General features: G+C 62.4%; 17 protein-coding genes. 8 read left to right on the forward strand and 9 right to left on the reverse strand.

Going from position 1 to position 19,501, the window contains the following annotated elements; genetic code table 11:
• The 7 genes from OP496_RS13765 (at position 1) to ppk1 (ending at position 6,488) form a co-directional block, all read left to right on the forward strand.
• Positions 1 to 651, forward strand: a complete 651-nt coding sequence (locus tag OP496_RS13765; protein WP_280562739.1) for an SCP2 sterol-binding domain-containing protein — start codon at positions 1 to 3, stop codon at positions 649 to 651.
• On the forward strand, positions 648 to 2,270 hold the full coding sequence (gene ubiB, locus OP496_RS13770; RefSeq protein ID WP_280562738.1) for a ubiquinone biosynthesis regulatory protein kinase UbiB: 1,623 nt from the start codon (positions 648 to 650) through the stop codon (positions 2,268 to 2,270). The genes OP496_RS13765 and ubiB overlap by 4 nt, the downstream gene beginning before the upstream one ends.
• Positions 2,271 to 2,342: 72 nt before the next feature.
• Positions 2,343 to 2,681: a phosphoribosyl-ATP diphosphatase gene (locus OP496_RS13775; RefSeq protein ID WP_280562737.1), complete on the forward strand. Its 339-nt coding sequence runs from the start codon at positions 2,343 to 2,345 to the stop codon at positions 2,679 to 2,681.
• A 37-nt stretch (positions 2,682 to 2,718) separates the two neighbouring features.
• The gene (tatA, locus tag OP496_RS13780; protein ID WP_280562736.1) at positions 2,719 to 2,994 is read left to right on the forward strand and encodes a Sec-independent protein translocase subunit TatA; all 276 of its coding nucleotides are present in this window, start codon (positions 2,719 to 2,721) and stop codon (positions 2,992 to 2,994) included.
• A gap of 5 nt (positions 2,995 to 2,999) precedes the next feature.
• Complete coding sequence (tatB, locus tag OP496_RS13785) at positions 3,000 to 3,395, forward strand: Sec-independent protein translocase protein TatB (protein ID WP_280562735.1); 396 nt, start codon at positions 3,000 to 3,002, stop codon at positions 3,393 to 3,395.
• Positions 3,392 to 4,171 carry a twin-arginine translocase subunit TatC gene (tatC, locus tag OP496_RS13790; RefSeq protein ID WP_280562734.1) on the forward strand — a complete coding sequence of 260 codons (780 nt, stop codon included), beginning with the start codon at positions 3,392 to 3,394 and terminating at the stop codon, positions 4,169 to 4,171. Before tatB ends, tatC begins: the two co-directional genes overlap by 4 nt.
• 115 nt (positions 4,172 to 4,286) lie before the next feature.
• Positions 4,287 to 6,488 (forward strand): polyphosphate kinase 1, encoded by a 2,202-nt coding sequence (ppk1, locus tag OP496_RS13795; protein ID WP_280562870.1) that lies wholly within the window; start codon positions 4,287 to 4,289, stop codon positions 6,486 to 6,488.
• 138 nt (positions 6,489 to 6,626) lie between these two features.
• Here ppk1 and OP496_RS13800 read toward each other — a convergent pair whose 3' ends face one another.
• From OP496_RS13800 to OP496_RS13830, 7 genes are all read right to left on the reverse strand, one after another.
• Positions 6,627 to 8,774, reverse strand: a complete 2,148-nt coding sequence (locus OP496_RS13800; RefSeq protein ID WP_280562733.1) for a PhoX family phosphatase — start codon at positions 8,772 to 8,774, stop codon at positions 6,627 to 6,629.
• A gap of 95 nt (positions 8,775 to 8,869) precedes the next feature.
• Entirely contained in the window at positions 8,870 to 9,940 is a 1,071-nt protein-coding gene (locus OP496_RS13805; RefSeq protein WP_280562732.1) for a 3-deoxy-7-phosphoheptulonate synthase, read from the reverse strand.
• Positions 9,941 to 10,448: 508 nt separating this feature from the next.
• A complete protein-coding gene (gene folM, locus OP496_RS13810) occupies positions 10,449 to 11,162 on the reverse strand; it encodes a dihydromonapterin reductase (RefSeq protein WP_280562731.1) in 714 nt (237 codons plus the stop codon).
• Positions 11,159 to 11,971 carry an NAD(P)H-flavin reductase gene (locus tag OP496_RS13815; RefSeq protein WP_280562730.1) on the reverse strand — a complete coding sequence of 271 codons (813 nt, stop codon included), beginning with the start codon at positions 11,969 to 11,971 and terminating at the stop codon, positions 11,159 to 11,161. The genes folM and OP496_RS13815 overlap by 4 nt, the downstream gene beginning before the upstream one ends.
• Positions 11,961 to 13,487, reverse strand: a complete 1,527-nt coding sequence (gene ubiD, locus OP496_RS13820) for a 4-hydroxy-3-polyprenylbenzoate decarboxylase (protein WP_280562729.1) — start codon at positions 13,485 to 13,487, stop codon at positions 11,961 to 11,963. The genes OP496_RS13815 and ubiD overlap by 11 nt, the downstream gene beginning before the upstream one ends.
• A gap of 116 nt (positions 13,488 to 13,603) precedes the next feature.
• On the reverse strand, positions 13,604 to 14,863 hold the full coding sequence (gene rho, locus OP496_RS13825) for a transcription termination factor Rho (RefSeq protein ID WP_280562728.1): 1,260 nt from the start codon (positions 14,861 to 14,863) through the stop codon (positions 13,604 to 13,606).
• Positions 14,864 to 15,294: 431 nt separating this feature from the next.
• Positions 15,295 to 15,627: a thioredoxin domain-containing protein gene (locus OP496_RS13830; RefSeq protein ID WP_280562727.1), complete on the reverse strand. Its 333-nt coding sequence runs from the start codon at positions 15,625 to 15,627 to the stop codon at positions 15,295 to 15,297.
• 119 nt (positions 15,628 to 15,746) lie between these two features.
• Here OP496_RS13830 and ppx point away from each other — a divergent pair, with 119 nt between their 5' ends.
• Positions 15,747 to 17,246, forward strand: coding sequence for an exopolyphosphatase (gene ppx, locus OP496_RS13835; protein ID WP_280562726.1), 1,500 nt, complete (start codon positions 15,747 to 15,749; stop codon positions 17,244 to 17,246).
• On the opposite strand, the gene tilS is transcribed toward ppx, so the two are convergent.
• Together tilS and OP496_RS13845 are read right to left on the reverse strand one after the other, a co-directional pair.
• The gene (gene tilS, locus OP496_RS13840) at positions 17,233 to 18,546 is read right to left on the reverse strand and encodes a tRNA lysidine(34) synthetase TilS (RefSeq protein WP_280562725.1); all 1,314 of its coding nucleotides are present in this window, start codon (positions 18,544 to 18,546) and stop codon (positions 17,233 to 17,235) included. The two genes, ppx and tilS, sit on opposite strands and share 14 nt — an antisense overlap.
• Complete coding sequence (locus OP496_RS13845) at positions 18,530 to 19,483, reverse strand: acetyl-CoA carboxylase carboxyltransferase subunit alpha (protein WP_280562724.1); 954 nt, start codon at positions 19,481 to 19,483, stop codon at positions 18,530 to 18,532. Before OP496_RS13845 ends, tilS begins: the two co-directional genes overlap by 17 nt.
• Positions 19,484 to 19,501 lie beyond the last annotated feature (18 nt).

Consider the following 19,501-nt stretch of genomic DNA (forward strand, 5'->3'; position numbering starts at 1 on the left):
ATGCCGGTGATGCTCACTCCCCTGCTGGCCAGCGCGGAAACGTTGATCAACGGGCTGCTGGCACACGATCCCGCTTCGCCCTCGCGCTTGGAACAGCTTGCCGGACAGTGCATATCGCTGCGTCTGGAACGCCCGTCCCTGGCGGTGCTGGTGTGTTTCGACACCCACGGCATCACCCTGCTCGCCCAGCACGATCCCGACGAGGCCGATAGCGACGTGGTCGTCGAGCTGGATGTCGAGACCCTGGGCGCGCTGCTGAGTGGCGAACGTGTCGAGGCGCTGATGTTCGCCGGGCGGCTGTCGGTGCGCGGACGCACACATGTACTCGAACGCGCCAGTCAGTTGCTCAGTGATCTGGAAATCGACTGGGAAGCCGAGCTCGCAAACTGGCTAGGCGACATGCCCGCGCATAGCCTGTCGCAAGGCTTGCGACGCCTGAACCGCTTCGGCCTGCGCACACGCGGCGAGTTGCGACGCGACGTGCATGAATACCTGACCGAAGAAGCACGGCTACTGCCCAGTCGTACGCAATGGGAGATCGCCCGCGAGCATCTGACGCAACTAGGCCTGGCCACCGACCGACTCGAAGCGCGCCTGGACCAGCTGGTCCGCGAAATCGAACGTCGCCGACAGGAGGAGCACGCGTCGTGAGTTTGCGGTTGTTTCGTATCGGCTGGGTGATCGCGCGTTTCCGCCTCGACACCCTGATTCCCGCAGCGCGCCTCCCCGGCATACTGCGCGTGGCGATGAAGCTCTCGCCACTGCGCTTGCTGCCCACCGGAGCGCATACTCGGGGCAAGCGCCTACGCCTGGCGCTCGAAGACCTGGGCCCGATTTTCGTCAAGTTCGGCCAGATGCTATCCACCCGCCGTGATCTTCTACCGCCGGATATTGCTGACGAACTCAAACGTCTACAGGATCAGGTACCGCCGTTTCCCGGCGAGCAGGCCCGTGCGCTGGTAGAAGAAGAACTCGGCATGGACATCGATGCCGCCTTCGCCGAGTTTACTCGCGACCCGCTTGCCTCGGCCTCGATCGCCCAGGTGCACGGCGCGCGCCTGCACAGCGGCGAAGAGGTAGTGGTCAAGATCATTCGCCCCAACATCGATGGCGTGATACGCAAGGACATCGGCCTGCTGTATACCTTCGCGCACCTGCTCAAGCGTGTTCCCGAAGCCAAGCGTCTACGTCCCGTCGAGGTCGTTGCCGACTACGAGGCCACGCTGTTCGATGAACTGGATCTGCACAAGGAAGCGGCCAACACCTCGCAACTCAAGCGCAACTTCCGCGATTCGCCGCTGCTTTACGTGCCGGCGATTCACTGGTCGCTGACACGCAAGCAGGTAATGGTTCAGGAGCGTATCCACGGCATTCCGGTGGCCGACATGGACGCCCTGCAAGCGGCCGGCATCGACTTGCGCCGACTCGCCGAGCGCGGTGTGGAGATCTTCTTCACCCAGGTGTTTCGCGATAACTTCTTCCATGCCGACATGCACCCCGGCAATATCTTCGTGTCCGCCGACAATCCGCACGATCCGCAGTACATCGCCATCGATTGCGGGATCGTCGGCAGCCTGACCCGCGAGGACCAGGATTACCTGGCCCGCAACCTGCTCGCTTTCTTCCGCCAGGACTACTACGAAGTCGCCGTATTGCACATCGAATCGGGCTGGGTCGGCGAGGACACCCGCGCCAACGAGTTCGCCGCCGCCATTCGTGCGGTCTGCGAGCCGATTCTCGAGAAGCCGCTCAAGGACATTTCCTTCGGCCAGGTGCTGCTGGGGCTGTTTCAGACCGCGCGGCGCTTCAACATGGAAGTCCAGCCGCAGTTGGTGCTGTTGCAGAAAACGCTGCTCAACATCGAAGGGCTCGGCCGCCAGTTGTACCCGGACCTGGACTTGTGGAGCACCGCCAAGCCTTACCTGGAACAGTGGATGAAGGAGCGCGCCGGGCCACGCGGCTTCTGGGACGCCTTGACCAAGCACGCGCCCGAACTCTCGCGACAGTTGCCCGAGCTGCCCGTGCTAGCCCACCAGGCCCTCACCCGCAATGAAGACAGCCACCGCCAGCAGCGCCAGCAAACCGAGGCGCTCAATGCCTTGCGGCGGCGCTTGCGCGGTGCCGGAACACGGGCGCGACGGCTACGCTTCGGAACGCTGTTGGTTGCCATCGCTTTAGCTTGGCAGCCTCTCTGGGAATGGGCGCATAATCAGCCCTGGCCAGTGCTCACCGCCGCCGCGCTCGGCCTGCTATTGATTGCCTGGCGTTAACATCCCCTCTCAGCGCGCAATGTTGCTGCTATCATCTACCCATCATCCTCTTTGTCTCGGAACCGTCACATCATGAGTGATACGCTTTCCCAGCTATCGGACGTCCTGGCCGCACGCCGCCATGCCGCCCCCGACAGCTCGTACGTTGCCAAGCTCCATGCCCAGGGCCTCAACAAGATCCTGGAGAAAGTTGGTGAGGAGGCTACCGAAACCCTGCTTGCCGCCAAGGATGCCGAACACGGCGACGATAAAACGCGTCAGGCATTGGTCGCCGAAACCGCCGACCTGTGGTTTCATAGCCTGGTGATGCTGTCGCATCTGGACATCGATCACCAAGCCGTTCTGGACGAGCTGGCCCGTCGCTTCGGCGTCTCCGGCCTGGACGAGAAGGCGGCACGACAATCACGCTAATCGGCTCGGCCACATCCGAGCATGAAGGAGAGCTCCCATGTTAGGTGGAATCAGTATCTGGCAACTGCTGATCGTTCTCGGCATCGTCATCCTGATCTTCGGTACCAAGAAGCTCCGCAACCTCGGCAGCGACCTGGGAGGCGCCGTTAAAGGCTTCAAGAGCGCCGTCGGCGAAGAGGAACAGCAAAAAGCGCAAGACGACGAGGACACGAGGCAGCAGCGTGTCGAGCATGAGGCAAACGACGAGACGCTCGACACCCAATCGAAAGCCTCTCCATCGTCCAAGGCCGACGAAACCTCCGAGCGGAAGTAACCGCCATGTTCGATATGGGCTTTCTCGAACTGATGATCATCGGTGTCGTGGCCCTGTTGGTGCTAGGGCCCGAGCGTCTGCCCACGGCGGCGCGCACCGTGGGCCTATGGATCGGCAAGATCAAGCGCACAGTGTCCGGCATGCAGCGTGAAATCAACGCACAGCTGGAAGCCGAGGATCTGCGCCAGAAGCTCAACGAGCAACAACGCAAGCTCGATGCCGGTCTGCACAAGGTCCGCGACGGGGTCGAACGCCACGCCGACGACACCGATACGCATCACGCCAGATCACGCCGGGACCCGGCGGCACCTGGACCGGATGATGACGCCTCGGCGGCACGTCCTGCCACCTCCCGTGAAACACCCGATGCCTCGTCCGCCAAGGATTCCAACACCCCATGAGCGATACATCGTCTCGCGAGCCGGAGGAGCACGCCCAGACACCCCTGGTCGAACACCTGATCGAGCTGCGCTCGCGGCTAGTCAAGGCGGTAGCCGTGATCGTCGCCATCTTCGCGGCGCTTTACGCCTTCTCCAATGACATCTACAGCTTCGTTGCCGACCCGCTGATGGCGCTCTTGCCAGAAGGCGCGCAGATGATCGCCACCGAGGTGGCCTCACCGTTCCTGGCGCCTTTCAAGCTGACGCTGTTCACGGCCTTGTTCATCGCCGTTCCCTTCGTGCTCTACCAGGCCTGGGCATTCATCGCGCCGGGCCTCTACCGGCACGAGAAGACGTTGGCATTTCCCCTGCTCGCCTCGAGCATCCTGTTGTTCTACGGCGGCGTGGCCTTCGCCTATTTCGCGGTCTTCCCCCTGTTGTTCGACTTCTTTGTCCACACCGGGCCGGAGAACGTCACGGTCATGACCGATATCAATCAGTATCTCAATTTCGTGCTCAAGCTTTTCTTCGCCTTCGGTGCGGCCTTCGAGATTCCCATCGCCACTTTCCTGCTGATCTGGACCGGCGCGACCAGTGTCGAGAGTCTCGGCAAGAAACGCCCCTACGTGCTCGTCGGCTGCTTCGTGGTCGGCATGCTGATGACACCCCCGGATGTGGTCTCCCAGAGCCTGCTCGCCGTCCCCATGTGGCTGCTGTTCGAGATCGGCATTCTCTTCGGCCGCCTGGTTCCGCGTCGCCGGCACGACACTGATGACGAGTCACATAGCGAAAGCTGATATCCCGATAGGTGGACCGCTCTTCTAGCCCGCCGCCACTGTCATATATCTGTCACAAAGGAGCGTCATACTGTCGCCCCAATAGTTGGTCACCCCCGACGACAGGGAGCTCATGATGGACGGTACGCGCTCTTCCGATGTTCCCCTCGGTAGCGACAACGTCACCTCTCAGGAGGGCGGTGAAACACCCCCGCTTCGCGTCAACCGCACGCGCACGGGCATTCACGCCAAGCCCGCGCCATCCCCCGGGGCCGATCTCGACGATCCAGTACTGTACTTCAACCGTGAGCTCTCGCACCTGCAGTTCAATATCCGTGTACTCGAGCAGTCCCTGGACCCTTCGCATCCGCTGCTCAACCGGCTGATGTTCCTGCTGATCTTCTCTTCCAATCTGGACGAGTTCTTCGAGATTCGCGTGGCCGGACTCAAGCATCAGATCGCCCTGGCCCGCGAGGAAAGCGGCGCCGATGGCATGCCGCCACGCCAGGTGCTGACCGAGATATCGCGCATCGCCCACGAGCAGGTCGAGCGGCAATACCACATCCTCAACGAGACGTTGATTCCCGCGCTCGAGGAACAGGGCCTACGCTTCCGGCGCCGTACGCAGTGGACCGAGGCCCAGGCCGATTGGGTACGCGAGTATTTTGCCGAGGAGATCATGCCGGTGATCAGCCCCATCGGCCTCGACCCTTCGCATCCCTTTCCGCGCCTGGTTAACAAGAGCTTGAACTTCATCGTCGAACTCGAAGGCACCGATGCCTTCGGTCGTGAAGGGGGACTTGCCATCCTGCCCGCACCACGCTCGCTGCCACGCTTGATGCGCCTGCCACGCGAGCTGAGCGAGGCTGGCTATACCGAATATGTCTTCCTGTCGTCGATGATCCACGCCCATGCTCAGGAGGTATTTCCCGGCATGCAGGTGCGCGGTTGCTACCAATTCCGCCTGACGCGCAACGCCGATCTGGCCGTTGACCCCGAAGACGTTTCGGACCTGGCCTCGGCCTTGCGCGGGGAACTGCTGGCACGACGCTATGGCAGCGGCGTACGCCTCGAGGTGGCCGATAATTGCCCCGACCGGTTGACGCACTTCCTGCTCACCCAGTTCGAACTCGAGGCGGCGGATCTGTACCGCGTATCCGGCCCGGTCAACCTTACCCGGCTGATGTCGGTACTCAGCGACGTCGACCGCCCCGATCTTTTGTATCGCACCTTCACGCCCGGTTTACCGCGTCAGGTCAAGAGCGACGTCAGCCTGTTCTCGCAGATCGCCCAGAACGACATTCTGCTGCACCATCCCTTCCAGTCGTTTGCACTGATCGAGGACTGGCTCCAGGAGGCCGCCAGCGATCCGGACGTGCTGGCGATCAAGCAAACCCTGTACCGAACCGGCGCCGATTCGCCCATCGTTAGCGCCCTGGTCGATGCCGCACGCAACGGTAAGGAAGTCACCGTGGTCATCGAGCTGCGGGCGCGTTTCGACGAGGCCGACAACCTCGCGCTGGCATCGCGTCTTCAGGAAGCCGGCGCCATCGTCATCTACGGCGTCATGGCCTACAAGACCCATGCCAAGATGCTCCACATGGTCCGCCGTGAACGCGGTGCGCTGCGCTACTACGCGCATCTAGGCACCGGCAACTATCACTCCAAGACCGCCAAGTTGTACACCGACTACAGTCTGCTCACTGCCAACGAGACGCTGTGCGAAGATGTTCACAAAGTCTTTCAGCAGCTCTCGGGAATGGGCAAACCGCGTCAGATCGATACGCTCCTGCACGCGCCGTTCGTGCTGCACGACCGCCTGGTGTCGATGATTGATCGCGAAGCGCGCTACGCGGAAAAGGGTCACAAGGCACAGCTGATCATCAAGTGCAATTCGTTGACCGAGCCGCAGCTGATCCGCGCGTTGTATCGCGCTTCGCGCGCCGGCGTGCAGTGCGACCTGATCGTTCGCGGCATGTGCTGCCTGCGCCCCGGGATCGAAGGAATCTCCGACAATATCCGGGTGCGCTCGATCATCGGCCGCTTCCTGGAGCACACCCGCGTTTTCCACTTCCACAATGGCGGCAAGCCCGAAACCTGGTGCTCCAGCGCGGACTTCATGGAGCGCAACATGTTTCGCCGCGTGGAGACCTGCTTCCCACTGCTCGACAAGAAGCTCGCCCAGCGCGTGCGCAAGGACCTGACAACTTACATGGTAGACAACTGCCAAAGCTGGGAGCTACAAACCGATGGTCGTTATCGCCTCCTCGACGCCGGCGATGCCGAACCTGTCAGCACCCAGGAAACCCTGCTCTACGCCTACGCCGCCAAGCCCTGACCTCGAAGCTCGAAGCTCGAAGCTCGAAGCTCGAAGCTCGAAGGCAGCCTAAAACAAAACGCCTCCGCCGCAATAAGCGACGGAGGCGTTGTTTCTTTTCAGCGTCCAGCCAAGTAGCGGCGCTTGTATCGCTTTCAGTTATACCCCGACCTGGCCACCATCGTCTTTCTGGATCACGACCGTGGCCGCCCGTGGACGCACGTTGTCAGCGGCAGCGCGCGTGGCATCCTGCGTCGCGGCATCGGGGTTCGCCGGCCAATTGCCGGGGTGCTGGATATTGATAAATAACGCTGTCTTGTCGGGCGTAGCGAAGATCCCCGTTACTTCGCAGCCATTGGGGCCGACCGCGAACCGCTTGAGATGCTGCTGATTGCCGGCATCCACCACCGAGGCTTGGCCACTATCGTGTGATAAGGCATTCGGCACCACCGCCAGCACTTGGTCGTTGGTCTGCTCGGCGACGCCATCGTAGCCATTATCGGTCTCGATCCAGAGGATGCCCTGGCCATCGCCCCGCGCGTCATACCACAGTCCATCGGGGCTGGCGAACTGGTTATGTTCGGTCAGCCCTGAGAGGTTGGTCGTGTCGTCCGCGGCGGCACCGAACACGAACACCTCCCAGTCGAAACGCGTGACATCATCGCCTCGCTCCCGCCAACGCAGAATCTGACCACTTTCGTTATCGGCCCGTGGATTGGCGGCATTGGTGGGAGCCGTGGCATAGCCAGCACCCGCAGCATCGATATCGCCGCCGTGGGTGTAGGTCGGCTGAGTATTCTCCGCTGTACGGTCGGCGTTGTTGGTCAACGTCATGTAGACCTCACCGGACACAGGGTCGACGGTCCCCCATTCGGGACGGTCCATCGGCGTAGCACCGAGCAGATCGGCGGCGTCGCAGGTATGCACGATGACGCCTGCCCGATCGTCCTCCGCCAGCGATAGGGCCTGCGCCAGCGTGCGCCCGTCTGCCACGCGCGCATCCGGTTCGAGGGGCAGCCACTCACCACTGCCATCGGCGTTGAATCGCGCGACGTAGAGCGTGCCTTGGTCCATATATTTGGCGCCCAAGGCCAAGCGATCGTAACCCTCACCGGGACGATTGGCATCCGTCGGATCCCATTTGGCATCGGAGACGAACTTGTAGATATATTCATTGCGCGAGTCGTGCCCGGAGTAGAAAACTACCGGCTCTCCCGCGGTTAGTTTGCCAGGCCAGCAGCCCTCGTGGCGAAAGCGTCCCAGCGCGGTGCGCTTCACCGCCCGGGATTGACCAGCGTAGGGGTCGATCTCCACGACATAACCGAAGGTGCGTGTCTCGTTACGATAGTCGTTCCGAGGCTCCTCACCCTGCGGTGTGACATCGAAACGCGCGAACTCGTCCTCGCGCTCGCCATCGGTGCCGGCGGCGGTCTCCCAGCCATAGCGGCCGCGTTCGGTGGGCAGCCCCAGGCGCGCATCATCGATATTCAACTCGCCTCGGTTGACGAAGACCTCAGGCCAGTTTTCCTCGCAGGTCAGGTAGGTGCCCCATGGCGTGAAGCCATTGGCACAGTTGTTGTTGGTGCCTCGCGTGCGCGTGCCATCCGCTGAATAACGGGTTCTGACATAGTCGCTGCCGGCCACGGGCCCTGCCAAGTCCATCGGCGTAGCGCTGGTGAAGCGGCGATTGTGGGCGTCGCCGAGCACATGTACCCAGTGGCCATCTTCCTGCTTGCGAACCCGCACGATGGTGACGCCATGGGCGTTGATCTCGGTGCGCACCTCGTCGGCGGGACGCTGGCCTGCATCGGCATTCGTCGGCCCACCGCGCGGCGCCCAGAGCGCCTTCTGGTCGATGTACTCGTTGTTGAGGGCCAGCAGGAAGTCTCGCGAGGCATTATCCTTGCCCAGCGGGAAGGCATGCATGCCGTCGTGATGCATCCCCACGCTGCGGGCCTGTGTCTCGGCGGTCATCTCCTGCTCGTGATGCCAAGTCGGCCCTTTCTCATCCAGCGGCGTGCCCCAGGGAATCAACACCTGGGCGGTATAGCCCTCGGGCACTACCACGGCATCAGTGCGCGAGCCACGCAGCGATTCGAATGCCAGCGCCAGCGGCGTCTTCTGGGCACCGCTTTCCTGCGCCCTGGCCATATTGAGACCGCCGAAGCCACCCAACATACCCAAGGCGGCCAGGCTCAGGCCGCCGCGCATGATGTCGCGTCGCGACACATGGCGTGCCATCACCGATGAAAACGGCTCGTTATTGCTAGGATTCAGGTTGCTGTGATTCTCGATTTCCTTGCTCATGGTCTCTCCTCACGGCGATCGACCGACAGGATCGTCGGGCACAAGTTATATGTGCCTTACCTTAGAGAGACGATATGACAGAAGGATGAAGTCCTTCAGGCTCGTGAGTCACGCAATCGCTCGGCGGCCAATGTCAGCAGGTGCTCGGTACCTTCCCAACCCAGGCAGGCATCGGTGATGGAGACGCCATAACGCATGGCCCCCGGCTGCAACGGCTGTTTGCCTTCGTGCAGGTGGCTTTCCAGCATCACGCCGATCACATCGCGATTGCCAGCCAGACGTTGTTCGAGCACATCGAACATGACCTCGATCTGGCGGCGATGGTCCTTGCGTGAATTGGCATGGCTGCAGTCGATCATCAGGCGCGGCGCGATGCCGGCGTTGTGTAGCTCGCGGCGACAGGCATGCACCGAGTCCGCATCGTAGTTGGGCTTGCCATGTCCGCCCCGCAGCACGATGTGGGTATGCGGGTTGCCCTCTGCCTCGCGCATCGCCGGGCGCCCGGTATCGTCGAGGGCGAAATGACGGTGCGGGTGCGCAGCGGACTGCATCGCAGCAATGGCGACATCGACGCTGCCATCAGTACCGTTCTTGAAGCCTACTGGGGCGCGCAGGCCACTGGCGAGTTCACGATGGATCTGCGACTCGGTAGTACGCGCCCCGATGGCCACCCAACTGAGCAGGTCCTCCAGGTATGGCGCGGCCATCGGCTGCAGCAATTCGGTGGCCACGGGCATGCCCAGGGCAGCGATGTCACGCATCAAGCGCCGCGAAACCTCCAGGCCCTGCGCCATGTCGTCACTGCCATCCAGATGCGGATCATAGGCGAACCCCTTCCAACCCACGGTGGTACGCGGCTTTTCGACATAGACGCGCATGACCATCAGCAAGCGGTCATCAAAGCGCGCGGCAAGCTCGCTAAGCTTTTCGGCGTATGCCAGCGCCGCGCGCGGGTCGTGAATCGAGCAGGGCCCCACCACGACCAGCAGGCGATCATCGCGGCCATCGAGAATGGCCTGGATCTCGCCACGCTGGCGTTCGATCTGCGCCTCAAGATCACTTTCCAGAGGCAGGCGCTGCTTGAGTTCACCCGGTGTGGGCAAGGGCTGATGAGAGGGTGCCGTAGCAACCTCGGAGTGTTGGGGCATCGTCAAGGGTGCGTTCATGTCGAGTCTCTTGTCTGGGCTGTCCGTCACGGGCAGACAGCGGAACTTCGTGTTCGGTGGATACCACCCAGCGTTTCACGGTCGGAGGTGGCCGCTAGAGCCGACCGGACGTCGCTAAATCGCCAATAATATAGTGCCTGCGTGCTCTGCCATGCGCCGCCGATCTCGAACATGTTTCGCTCCTATGCCATTCGTCAAAAAGGGATGGATTAAACGCAAAAACCCCCGATCGGGTTGCCGACCGGGGGTTCGAAGACGCTGGAGGCAACCCGGGGTGGGGCGTGCCTCACGGCGTATCAGGTCATGAGACCCTATCGCCGGGCACGCCGGGGCTAAACCAATACCAATAGCTAAAGCCAAAGAACGCGCGCACGGCACTTTCCGCTGCCTGAATCGGCAGGGAATGCATGCTTGCGGTGGCTGATGCTATCGACATGGGTTGACTCCTGAACATGCCCTCATCCTACACGGCTGTCGCCATTTGACAAGCCCGCGGCAGGGCTATCGCTCATCGCAAGTGACGGCCGCCGTCGACAGGCAGTATCGCACCGGTCACGAAATCGTTGTCGAGCAGATAACGCAGCGTCTGATAAATGACCCCCGGCCCCGGCACCTTGGCCATCAACGACTTAGCCTTGGCCTTCTCGGCATAGGCTTCGTCGTCACCGTCGCCCAGCATGATCAAGGCCGGCGCGATGGCGTTGACCTGAATACTCGGCGCGTACATCGCGGCAAACGACAGGGTCAGATTGTCCAGCCCCGCCTTGGTCGCCGCATAGGCGGCGTGCTTGCGTGAGCCCTTCTGGCTGACGTAATCGGTCATGTGGATGATGTCGCGCTGCGGTTCCTGGCAGGCATCCAGCAGCTCGCGGGCATGCAGGTTGATCAGGTACGGGGCCTGCATGTGCACGCGAAACAGGCGTTCGAAATTGGCGCCGGCATCGTCGTCTAGGCTGTCCGGCGCCCAGTCGCTGGCATTATGGACGATGGCACGCAGCGACGAGGTCTGTGCCTTGAGGCGTGCGAGGAAGTCGTGAATGCCCGCCTCGCTGGAAAAGTCCGCCGGCAGGGTCACCGCCCCACGCCGACGCAATCCCTCCAGAGACTCACGTTCTCGACGGTAGCTCATGATCACCGGCTGGCCATCGTCGAGCAGGCGCTCCACACAATGGCGCCCCAGGCGCTGGGCGCCACCCGTGACGAGAATCGGTGATTGGCTCATGCGTCGTCCTCCGCGCGGCGCTCCCCGGGCGATAGCGGCACGCGCTCGGGCGTATCGTCCGGCAGTGGAATCAGCGGCACACGCGGGGCATAGGCAAAGACATCCGAGAAGACTCGTTCAGGATCAAGCCCCAATGGCGCCAGCGTATCGACACACGCATAGACCATGCCCGGAGAGCCGGAGAGATAGACATCGTCACCGGACACGTCCCCCAGCGCGTCGGCAAGGATCGCATCGATACGCCCGACGTGGCGTGTCACGCCCGTTGGCGTGCTCAATCCGGGGTCGCTCTCCTCGCTGACGGTGTGCATCTCGACATGCGTATGCTCGGCGGCCCATTGCAGCGCCAGGCTTTCCAGATACAGATCCCGTGGATGCTTGACCGCCCACCACAACCGAATCGGGCCCGGATGCTCGTTGGCCAGCGCAGCCTCGACGATGGCCTTCATCTGAGCGAAACCGGTGCCTGCCGCAATCAGGGTCAGCGGCCGCCGGCTGTGCGTATCCAGTACGCAGCCGCCATTGGGCAGACGCACCGTCAACTGGGCGGCATGCACTAAGATTTCGCGCAAGCGTGCCGAGTTGCTGCGTTCCGGCCAATGCTGGACGTGCAACTCGATGATGCCGTCGTCGACATGGGCGTTGGCGATGGAGAACGGCACCCAGGTATCGTCGTCCAGCTTGAGTTCCAGATACTGGCCAGGGGCATGCGCGATCGCCTCGCGGCGCCCCGTCAGATGGACGCGAAATACGTCGGTCGTCAGGTCCTCGACCGACTCGACATGGCAGCTCAGCGTCTTAGGCGTCATCGTGTCCTCGTTCGTCGCTCTGGGGCGAATGGCGGGGTGCCGGTGGCGGCGTCGTGATGCCGTATTCCTCCCAGCGCGCGTCGACACGCTGCTTGACGGCATCATCCATGACGATGGGCGTGCCCCACTCGCGGTCGGTTTCGCCTGCCCATTTGGTAGTGGCATCGAATCCCATCTTCGAGCCCAGGCCTGGTACCGGCGAGGCGAAGTCGAGATAGTCGATCGGCGTGTTCTCGACCATGACCGTATCGCGCGCCGGATCCATGCGCGTGGTGATGGCCCAGATCACGTCTTCCCAGTTGCGCGCGTCGACATCGTTATCGAGCACGATCACGAACTTGGTGTACATGAACTGGCGCAAGAAGCTCCAGACGCCCATCATCACGCGCTTGGCGTGGCCCGGGTACTGCTTTTTCATGGTCACCACCGCCATGCGGTAGGAACAGCCCTCCGGTGGCAGGTAGAAATCGACGATCTCAGGAAATTGCTTGCGCAGGATCGGCACGAACACTTCGTTGAGTGCCAGGCCAAGGACGGCGGGTTCGTCCGGCGGCCGCCCCGTATAGGTGGAATGATAGATCGGGTCGCGGCGATGCGTGATGCGCTCGACGGTGAAGACCGGGAACGTCTCGACCTCGTTGTAGTAGCCGGTATGATCGCCATAAGGGCCTTCCGGCGCCGTATCGTCGGGGTAGAGGTAACCCTCGAGAACGATTTCGCTGGACGCAGGCACTTCTAGATCGGCATGGCCGCACTTGACCAGCTCGGTGCGCGAGCCGCGTAGCAAGCCGGCGAAGGCGTATTCGGAAAGACTGTCCGGCACCGGCGTCACCGCACCGAGAATGGTCGCCGGATCGGCGCCCAGCGCTACCGCCACCGGGAACGGTTCGCCCGGGTGGGCTTGCTGCCATTCCTGAAAATCCAGCGCTCCGCCGCGATGCGAGAGCCAGCGCATGATCAGGCGGTTCTTGCCCAGTTTCTGCTGGCGGTAGATGCCCAGATTCTGGCGCTCCTTATGGGGCCCCTTGGTCACCACCAGCGACCAGGTCACCAGCGGCGCCACATCGCCCGGCCAGCAATGCTGGATCGGCAGTTGGTCGAGATCGACATCATCGCCTTCGCGGATCACTTCCTGGCATGGCGCCTTACGCAACGTCTTGGGCCCCATGCTCATCACCTGCTTGAAGATCGGCAGCTTTTCCCAGGCATCGCGGAAGCCTTTGGGCGGCTCAGGCTCCTTGAGAAACGCCAGCAGTTCGCCGACCTCGCGCAGCGCGGCTATCGAGTCCTGTCCCATACCCAGCGCAACACGTTCAGGCGTCCCGAACAGGTTGCCCAGCAACGGCATGGCATGTCCCTTAACGTTCTCGAACAGCAACGCCGGTCCGCCCGCGCGCAGCGTGCGATCACAGATCTCGGTGACCTCCAGGTAAGGATCGACCTCCGCCGTGATTCGCTGGAGCTCGCCACGTTCCTCCAGCGCCGCGATGAAATCGCGCAAGTCCCGATATTTCATGTGGTTTTCCGTGCCAGAACGCGAAAAGGGCAGCATAACATGCCGCCCTTTCATTGACCGCCCATCGGCCTTCAGTCCGGCGATATCTTGCACGCGTCAGCCGAGGCAGGCCAGCATCAACGTTTTTTCATGGCCTCGAAGAACTCGATATTCGTCTTCGTATCCTTCAAGCGATCGATCAGGAACTCGGTCGCGGCCACGTCTTCCATGGGATTGAGTAACTTGCGCAAGATCCACATGCGCTGCATTTCTTCCTCGGAGGCAATGAGGTCCTCGCGCCGGGTACCGGAACGTCGAATGTTGAGTGCCGGATAGACGCGCTTCTCGGCCAGCTTGCGGTCCAGATGGGCTTCCATGTTACCCGTACCCTTGAACTCCTCGAAGATCACTTCATCCATCTTCGAGCCAGTGTCGACCAGCGCGGTGGCGATAATCGTCAGACTGCCGCCCTCTTCGATGTTGCGTGCCGCACCGAAAAAGCGTTTGGGCTTCTCCAGGGCATGGGCATCGACACCACCGGTCAACACCTTGCCGGAAGACGGCACCACGGTGTTGTAGGCCCGGGCCAGGCGTGTAATGGAATCAAGCAGTACCACCACGTCGCGCTTGTGCTCGACCAATCGCTTGGCCTTTTCGATGACCATCTCCGCCACCTGGACGTGCCTAGCGGGAGGTTCATCGAAGGTCGAGGCCACCACCTCACCACGCACGGTGCGCGCCATCTCGGTGACCTCTTCGGGACGTTCATCGATCAGCAGCACGATCAGATGGCATTCGGGATTGTTGCGCGTGATCGACGTCGCGATGTTCTGCAGCATCAGCGTCTTGCCCGCCTTGGGCGGGGACACGAGCAGACCACGCTGGCCCTTGCCGATGGGCGACGTAAGATCGATTACCCGCGAGGTCAGGTCCTCCGTCGAGCCATTACCGACCTCCATCACCATGCGTTCCTGCGGGAACAGCGGCGTCAGGTTCTCGAACAGGATCTTGTGCTTGGCGTTTTCGGGCCGGTCGAAGTTGATCTGGCTGACCTTGAGCAGCGCGAAATAACGCTCCCCTTCCTTCGGCGGTCGAATCTTGCCGGCGATACTATCGCCCTTGCGCAGGTTGAAGCGACGGATCTGCGACGGCGAGACATAAATGTCATCGGGGCCGGCCAGATAGGAGCTGTCAGCACTGCGAAGAAAGCCGAAGCCATCCTGCAGGATTTCCAGCACACCATCGCCATAAATGTCTTCACCACTTTTCGCATGCTTCTTGAGAATGGCGAAGATGATGTCTTGTTTACGCGAACGTGCCAGATTGTCGATGCCCATTTCCCGGGCAATATCCAGCAGTTCGGGAACGGTTTTTTGCTTGAGTTCGGTAAGATTCATCGGTTTCGTCAGAGATTGCTCGTGTCGGCGAGGCAATGGGATTGCCGGACAAAAGACAGGAGGCGGTTGTGCGCCGCGCGGTGCGTTCAGAGGGCCCCAGGACATCCGTTCCACTCGCCGCATTCATGCTTCAAGGCATCGCCGCGCGAGGGATTGGCGAAAAACGGTATTGAGAGATTCGGTTCGCGTCGCCTGGCGCCATGCCTAGCTCCTCATCGGGAGGCTTGGCGAGACAAGAATACTTGGGGCGATCTGACGACTTGGAGGACCGCGACGGCTATGCCGCGTTAACGGTCAGGAAGCATTCGGAACAGGCGAACGTCTCGATGGTAGTCAAGGCGTCAGCCAAACGCAAGCCCACTTTGCTCATGCGTGATGCCGAGGCGCAACGACGCGTCTTATCGGGAATTGGCCATCTCCATGACACGGCCTCAATTCGCGAGCTGGTGATCGAGCCATGTCTCGAGTTGCGCAGCGGACAGCGCCCCCACGCGCGTAGTATCCAACCCCGCATCGGTAAAAAGCGCCAGGGTCGGCATGCCGCGCACACCGTACTTTTGGGCCATGGCCGTATTGAGGTCGACATCGCACAGCGCGACCTGCAACGTCGTCGCACGCGCGCCGGCCAGGGCGGACAGGCGCGGGCGCAATTCGACGCAAGGGCCACACCAGGACGCCACGAAAGCCACCAGGGTGGGTGTAGCTGCTTCCAGAACGCGGGCCTCGAAGGTGTCGTCCGTCACCTCGAATAGCTGTTCGGACATGCGCCGTCTCCTGGACATTAGGCCAATTCATCATTCCCCATTGGACGCCGCATGGCGACAATTGACAAGCCTCGGGCGCCCCCGCAACCTTGCCATACTTCTGTGAAAAGGATCCTCGCATGAGCAGCCGCCATCCGGCGCCAAGGCGTCTTGCCGCCATCGACCTCGGCTCGAACAGCTTCCACCTGCTGGTCGCCAATCATTACGCCGGTCAGCTCCAGGTCGTCGCCAAGCTCGGCGAGAAGGTACAGCTGGCAGCCGGGCTCGACGCCGAAGAGTACCTCGATGACGCCGCTTCAGAGCGAGCCCTTGCCTGCCTGGAGCGCTTCGCCCCCTACCTGAGTGGCCTCGACGCTGGCGACGTGCGCATCGTGGGCACCAACGCCTTGCGCGCGGCATACAACCGTCAGACGCTGATCGACCGAGCCGAGGCGCTGATCGGCCATCCCATCGAGATCATCGCCGGCCGCGAGGAAGCGCGCCTTGTCTATCTGGGCGCCGCACATGCGTTGGCGGAAGTACACGGACGCCGACTCATCGTCGACATCGGCGGCGGCTCCACCGAGCTCATTATCGGCGAGCGTTTCGAGCCCCTGGCGTTGGAAAGCTTGCACATGGGCTGCGTGGCCTATACGCGACGCTTCTTCGCCGACGGCGCGATCACCGAGCGGCGCTTTCGCGATGCCGAACTCGCCGCGCGTTCGGAGCTCGCCAACATTCGGCGCCCCTATCAAGAGCTCGGCTGGCAGGACCCGGTCGGCTCCAGTGGCACCATCAAGGCCATCGCCGCCGTGCAGGCCGCGAGCGGAGACGCGCCGGAAGGTATGATCACGCGCCAGGGACTACAGAACCTGCGTAGCCGACTACTAAAGTGCAAGAAGCTCGACAAGGTCGTCATGGAAGGGCTCAAGAGCGACCGAGCCCGGGTATTTCCGGCGGGCGTGGCGATTCTGTGCGCCATCTTCGAGGCCTTCGAACTCGAACGCATGCGCTACTCGGATGGCGCCCTGCGCGAAGGCGTGCTGTATGATCTTCTCGGCCGCAATACCGCCGAGGATTCCCGAGCCTCGGCGCTACTCACGCTGCGTCGGCGTTTTGACGTCGACACGCGTCAAGCAAACAATGTGCGCGCCACTGCCGTGCAACTCTGCGAGCACGTCGCCGACGTCTGGCCGTTGAGCCAGGAGCAGCGTCAGTTCCTGGCCTGGGCCGCCGAGTTGCACGAAGTTGGCCTCGCGGTCTCACACAGTCAGTTTCATCGCCACGGCGCCTATCTGCTCGAAAACTCCGACCTGGCCGGTTTTTCGCGTCCCGAGCAACAGTCTCTGGCCTTTCTGGTGCGCGCCCATCGACGCAAGTTTCCCGCCAAGGAACTCGATGCCCTGCCTGCCGCCACGCGATCGACCTATGCACGACTAGCGCGACTTCTGCGCCTAGCGGTGGCCCTCAATCATTCGCGCCCCGAGGCGCCCGTCCTCGATGTCCGCCTCCAGGCCGATGGCGAGACCCTATATGTGTATCTCGATCAGGCCAGCGACCGACCGCTGTTGATGGCCGACCTCGATCAGGAAGCGCGCTATCAACGCAATGCCGGCTTTTCGCTGGTTATCGATGCCTAGACGCATCAGCATCATCAGGCATCGCCCGCAGCCGCCAGCCTTCGGCGGCGGCGATGCCCAGCACCCCGACCAGGGTATCGTCCTCCCAGGCCAGCCACAGGCGTTCGCGCTGCCACGGTGGGACGCGGCGCTCCTGCAGCAAGCGCTTGAGATCGCGCCGCCCGCGCCCTGGGAGACGCAGCGTCTCGCCACCCCGACGCAAACGCAGCGTGAGACTGACATCACGCGGAGGATCGGGAAGCAGTTGCCACGCCAGCGGACCCAGCGGTGTCACCAGGGGCGCGCGGCCATCCCAGGTCAGGAAGGTATCCGCCACCGGTGGTGCGTCCAGCGGTGCCAGCAGATAGAGATGCCCTCGCCAGCGCCTGGCCTGCGCGCCTGGCCAATCGATATGGACCTGGGCATCGTCGCGGGCCTGCAATTGATCGAGCAAGCTTTCGAGGCGCGCGCGCGGTGGCGTGGGCAGGGAGAGTCGCCGACAGGCATGGCGTACCAGCAGACGCTGGCGGGGCCGGGAAAGCGCCAGGAGATCCGCCACCGGCAAGCAGGCAGCATCGTCTCCCAATGCCTGCAAGGTGTCTTCGGCCAGTTCTTCCAGCAGCGCATCGCTCTCGCCTAGGTGCTCGGCGGTGCGCGCCAGCGATGTCGCCGCGCCCGGCCAGCGTGCCGCCAGCGCTGGCATGACCGTGTGGCGCAGATAGTTGCGATCGAAGCGCTCATCGGCGTTGGACGGATCCTCGACCCAACGTAAATCGCGTGTCGCGGCTTCACGCTCCAGCGCTGCACGCGCCACGGATAGCCACGGCCGGACCATGTAACGCTCCTGCCACTCGCGCCTCTCCGGCATGCCCGCCATGCCGCGCAAACCACTTCCGCGCAGTCCCGCCAGCAACAGGCCTTCGGCCTGATCGTCGGCATGCTGTGCCAGCAGCAGGGTGTCGCCCGGTGGGACACGGCGCGCATACGCTGCAAGCCGCGCCTCACGGGCATGAGCCTCGAGGCCGTGCTCACCACGTACCACCGTGACACGTTCGACGAAGAGCGGCACGCCCAGGCGTGAACAAAGCGCTCGACAATGACGCTCGAAATCCTCGGCGGCCGGCTGCAGGTGATGATTGACGTGCACCGCATAGAGCGGCCGTGGGTGACGACGACACGCCGCCACCGCCAGCATCAGCATCAAGGAGGAATCCAGGCCGCCTGACAGCGCCACCCAAACGCAACGCCCCGGCGAGGTCATCGCCAGGGCGTCGTCGACAAGGGCATCGGGGGAAGACGATGTGTTATTGGGGCGCGCCATAACTCATCAGTCGCTCATAGCGACGCGACAACAGGGCGTCCGTCTCCATGGCCTCCAGCCGCTCGAGGCTCGCGCCGAGGGCGTCCTTGATGCCATCGGCCATCTTCTGCGGATTGCGGTGCGCGCCCCCCAGCGGCTCCTTGATCAGGGTATCGACGAAGCCCAGCTCCTTGAGGCGCTCGGCGGTAATACCCATCGCTTGCGCCGCCTCGGAGGCCTTTTCGGCACTCTTCCACAGGATCGAGGCACAGCCTTCCGGGGAAATGACCGCATAGGTCGAATACTGCAGCATCTGCAGCTCATCGCAGACACCGATCGCCAGGGCGCCACCGGAGCCACCCTCGCCCACGACGGTGGAGATGATCGGCGTCTTGAGGCGCGACATGACCGCCAGATTGTATGCTATGGCCTCGCTCTGGCCGCGCTCCTCGGCGTCGATTCCCGGATAGGCGCCGGGAGTATCGATGAAGGTCAAGACCGGCATCTGGAAGCGCTCGGCCATTTCCATCAGCCGGCACGCCTTGCGATAGCCTTCCGGGCGCGGCATACCGAAGTTGCGCCGCACTTTCTCTTTGACATCACGCCCCTTCTGATGACCGATGACCATCACCGGTTTATCATCGAGGCGCGCCACGCCACCCACGATGGCGGCGTCATCGGCAAAGTGACGATCGCCATGCAACTCGTCGAAATCCTCGAACAAGTTGTCGAGGTAATCCAGCATGTAAGGACGCTGAGGATGACGCGAGAGCTGCGATACCTGCCAGGCGCTGAGGTCGCGAAAAATCGATTCGGTGAGCTTGTGATTCTTGTCTTCAAGCTTGCCGATTTCGTCGCTCAAGCTGATACGGCTGTCGTTACCGACCAGACGTAGTTCATCGATCTTGGCTTCCAGCTCGGCGATCGGCTGTTCAAAGTCCAGGTAGTTGGGATTCATAGAACGTCTACTTTGTGG

The sequence above is a fragment of the Chromohalobacter sp. 48-RD10 genome (assembly GCF_029889785.1).
Lineage (GTDB): Bacteria > Pseudomonadota > Gammaproteobacteria > Pseudomonadales > Halomonadaceae > Chromohalobacter.

Excerpts from the sequence above, each read along its gene's own strand:
- tatC (WP_280562734.1), top strand. The coding sequence starts at position 3,392 with ATGAGCGATACATCGTCTCGCGAGCCGGAGGAGCACGCCCAGACACCC.
- OP496_RS13800 (WP_280562733.1), bottom strand. The coding sequence starts at position 8,774 with ATGAGCAAGGAAATCGAGAATCACAGCAACCTGAATCCTAGCAATAAC.
- OP496_RS13805 (WP_280562732.1), bottom strand. The coding sequence starts at position 9,940 with ATGAACGCACCCTTGACGATGCCCCAACACTCCGAGGTTGCTACGGCA.
- ubiD (WP_280562729.1), bottom strand. The coding sequence starts at position 13,487 with ATGAAATATCGGGACTTGCGCGATTTCATCGCGGCGCTGGAGGAACGT.
- OP496_RS13845 (WP_280562724.1), bottom strand. The coding sequence starts at position 19,483 with ATGAATCCCAACTACCTGGACTTTGAACAGCCGATCGCCGAGCTGGAA.
- folM (WP_280562731.1), bottom strand. The coding sequence starts at position 11,162 with ATGAGCCAATCACCGATTCTCGTCACGGGTGGCGCCCAGCGCCTGGGG.
- OP496_RS13775 (WP_280562737.1), top strand. The coding sequence starts at position 2,343 with ATGAGTGATACGCTTTCCCAGCTATCGGACGTCCTGGCCGCACGCCGC.
- tatA (WP_280562736.1), top strand. The coding sequence starts at position 2,719 with ATGTTAGGTGGAATCAGTATCTGGCAACTGCTGATCGTTCTCGGCATC.
- rho (WP_280562728.1), bottom strand. The coding sequence starts at position 14,863 with ATGAATCTTACCGAACTCAAGCAAAAAACCGTTCCCGAACTGCTGGAT.
- ppx (WP_280562726.1), top strand. The coding sequence starts at position 15,747 with ATGAGCAGCCGCCATCCGGCGCCAAGGCGTCTTGCCGCCATCGACCTC.
- OP496_RS13765 (WP_280562739.1), top strand. The coding sequence starts at position 1 with ATGCCGGTGATGCTCACTCCCCTGCTGGCCAGCGCGGAAACGTTGATC.
- OP496_RS13815 (WP_280562730.1), bottom strand. The coding sequence starts at position 11,971 with ATGACGCCTAAGACGCTGAGCTGCCATGTCGAGTCGGTCGAGGACCTG.
- ppk1 (WP_280562870.1), top strand. The coding sequence starts at position 4,287 with ATGGACGGTACGCGCTCTTCCGATGTTCCCCTCGGTAGCGACAACGTC.
- OP496_RS13830 (WP_280562727.1), bottom strand. The coding sequence starts at position 15,627 with ATGTCCGAACAGCTATTCGAGGTGACGGACGACACCTTCGAGGCCCGC.
- tatB (WP_280562735.1), top strand. The coding sequence starts at position 3,000 with ATGTTCGATATGGGCTTTCTCGAACTGATGATCATCGGTGTCGTGGCC.
- tilS (WP_280562725.1), bottom strand. The coding sequence starts at position 18,546 with ATGGCGCGCCCCAATAACACATCGTCTTCCCCCGATGCCCTTGTCGAC.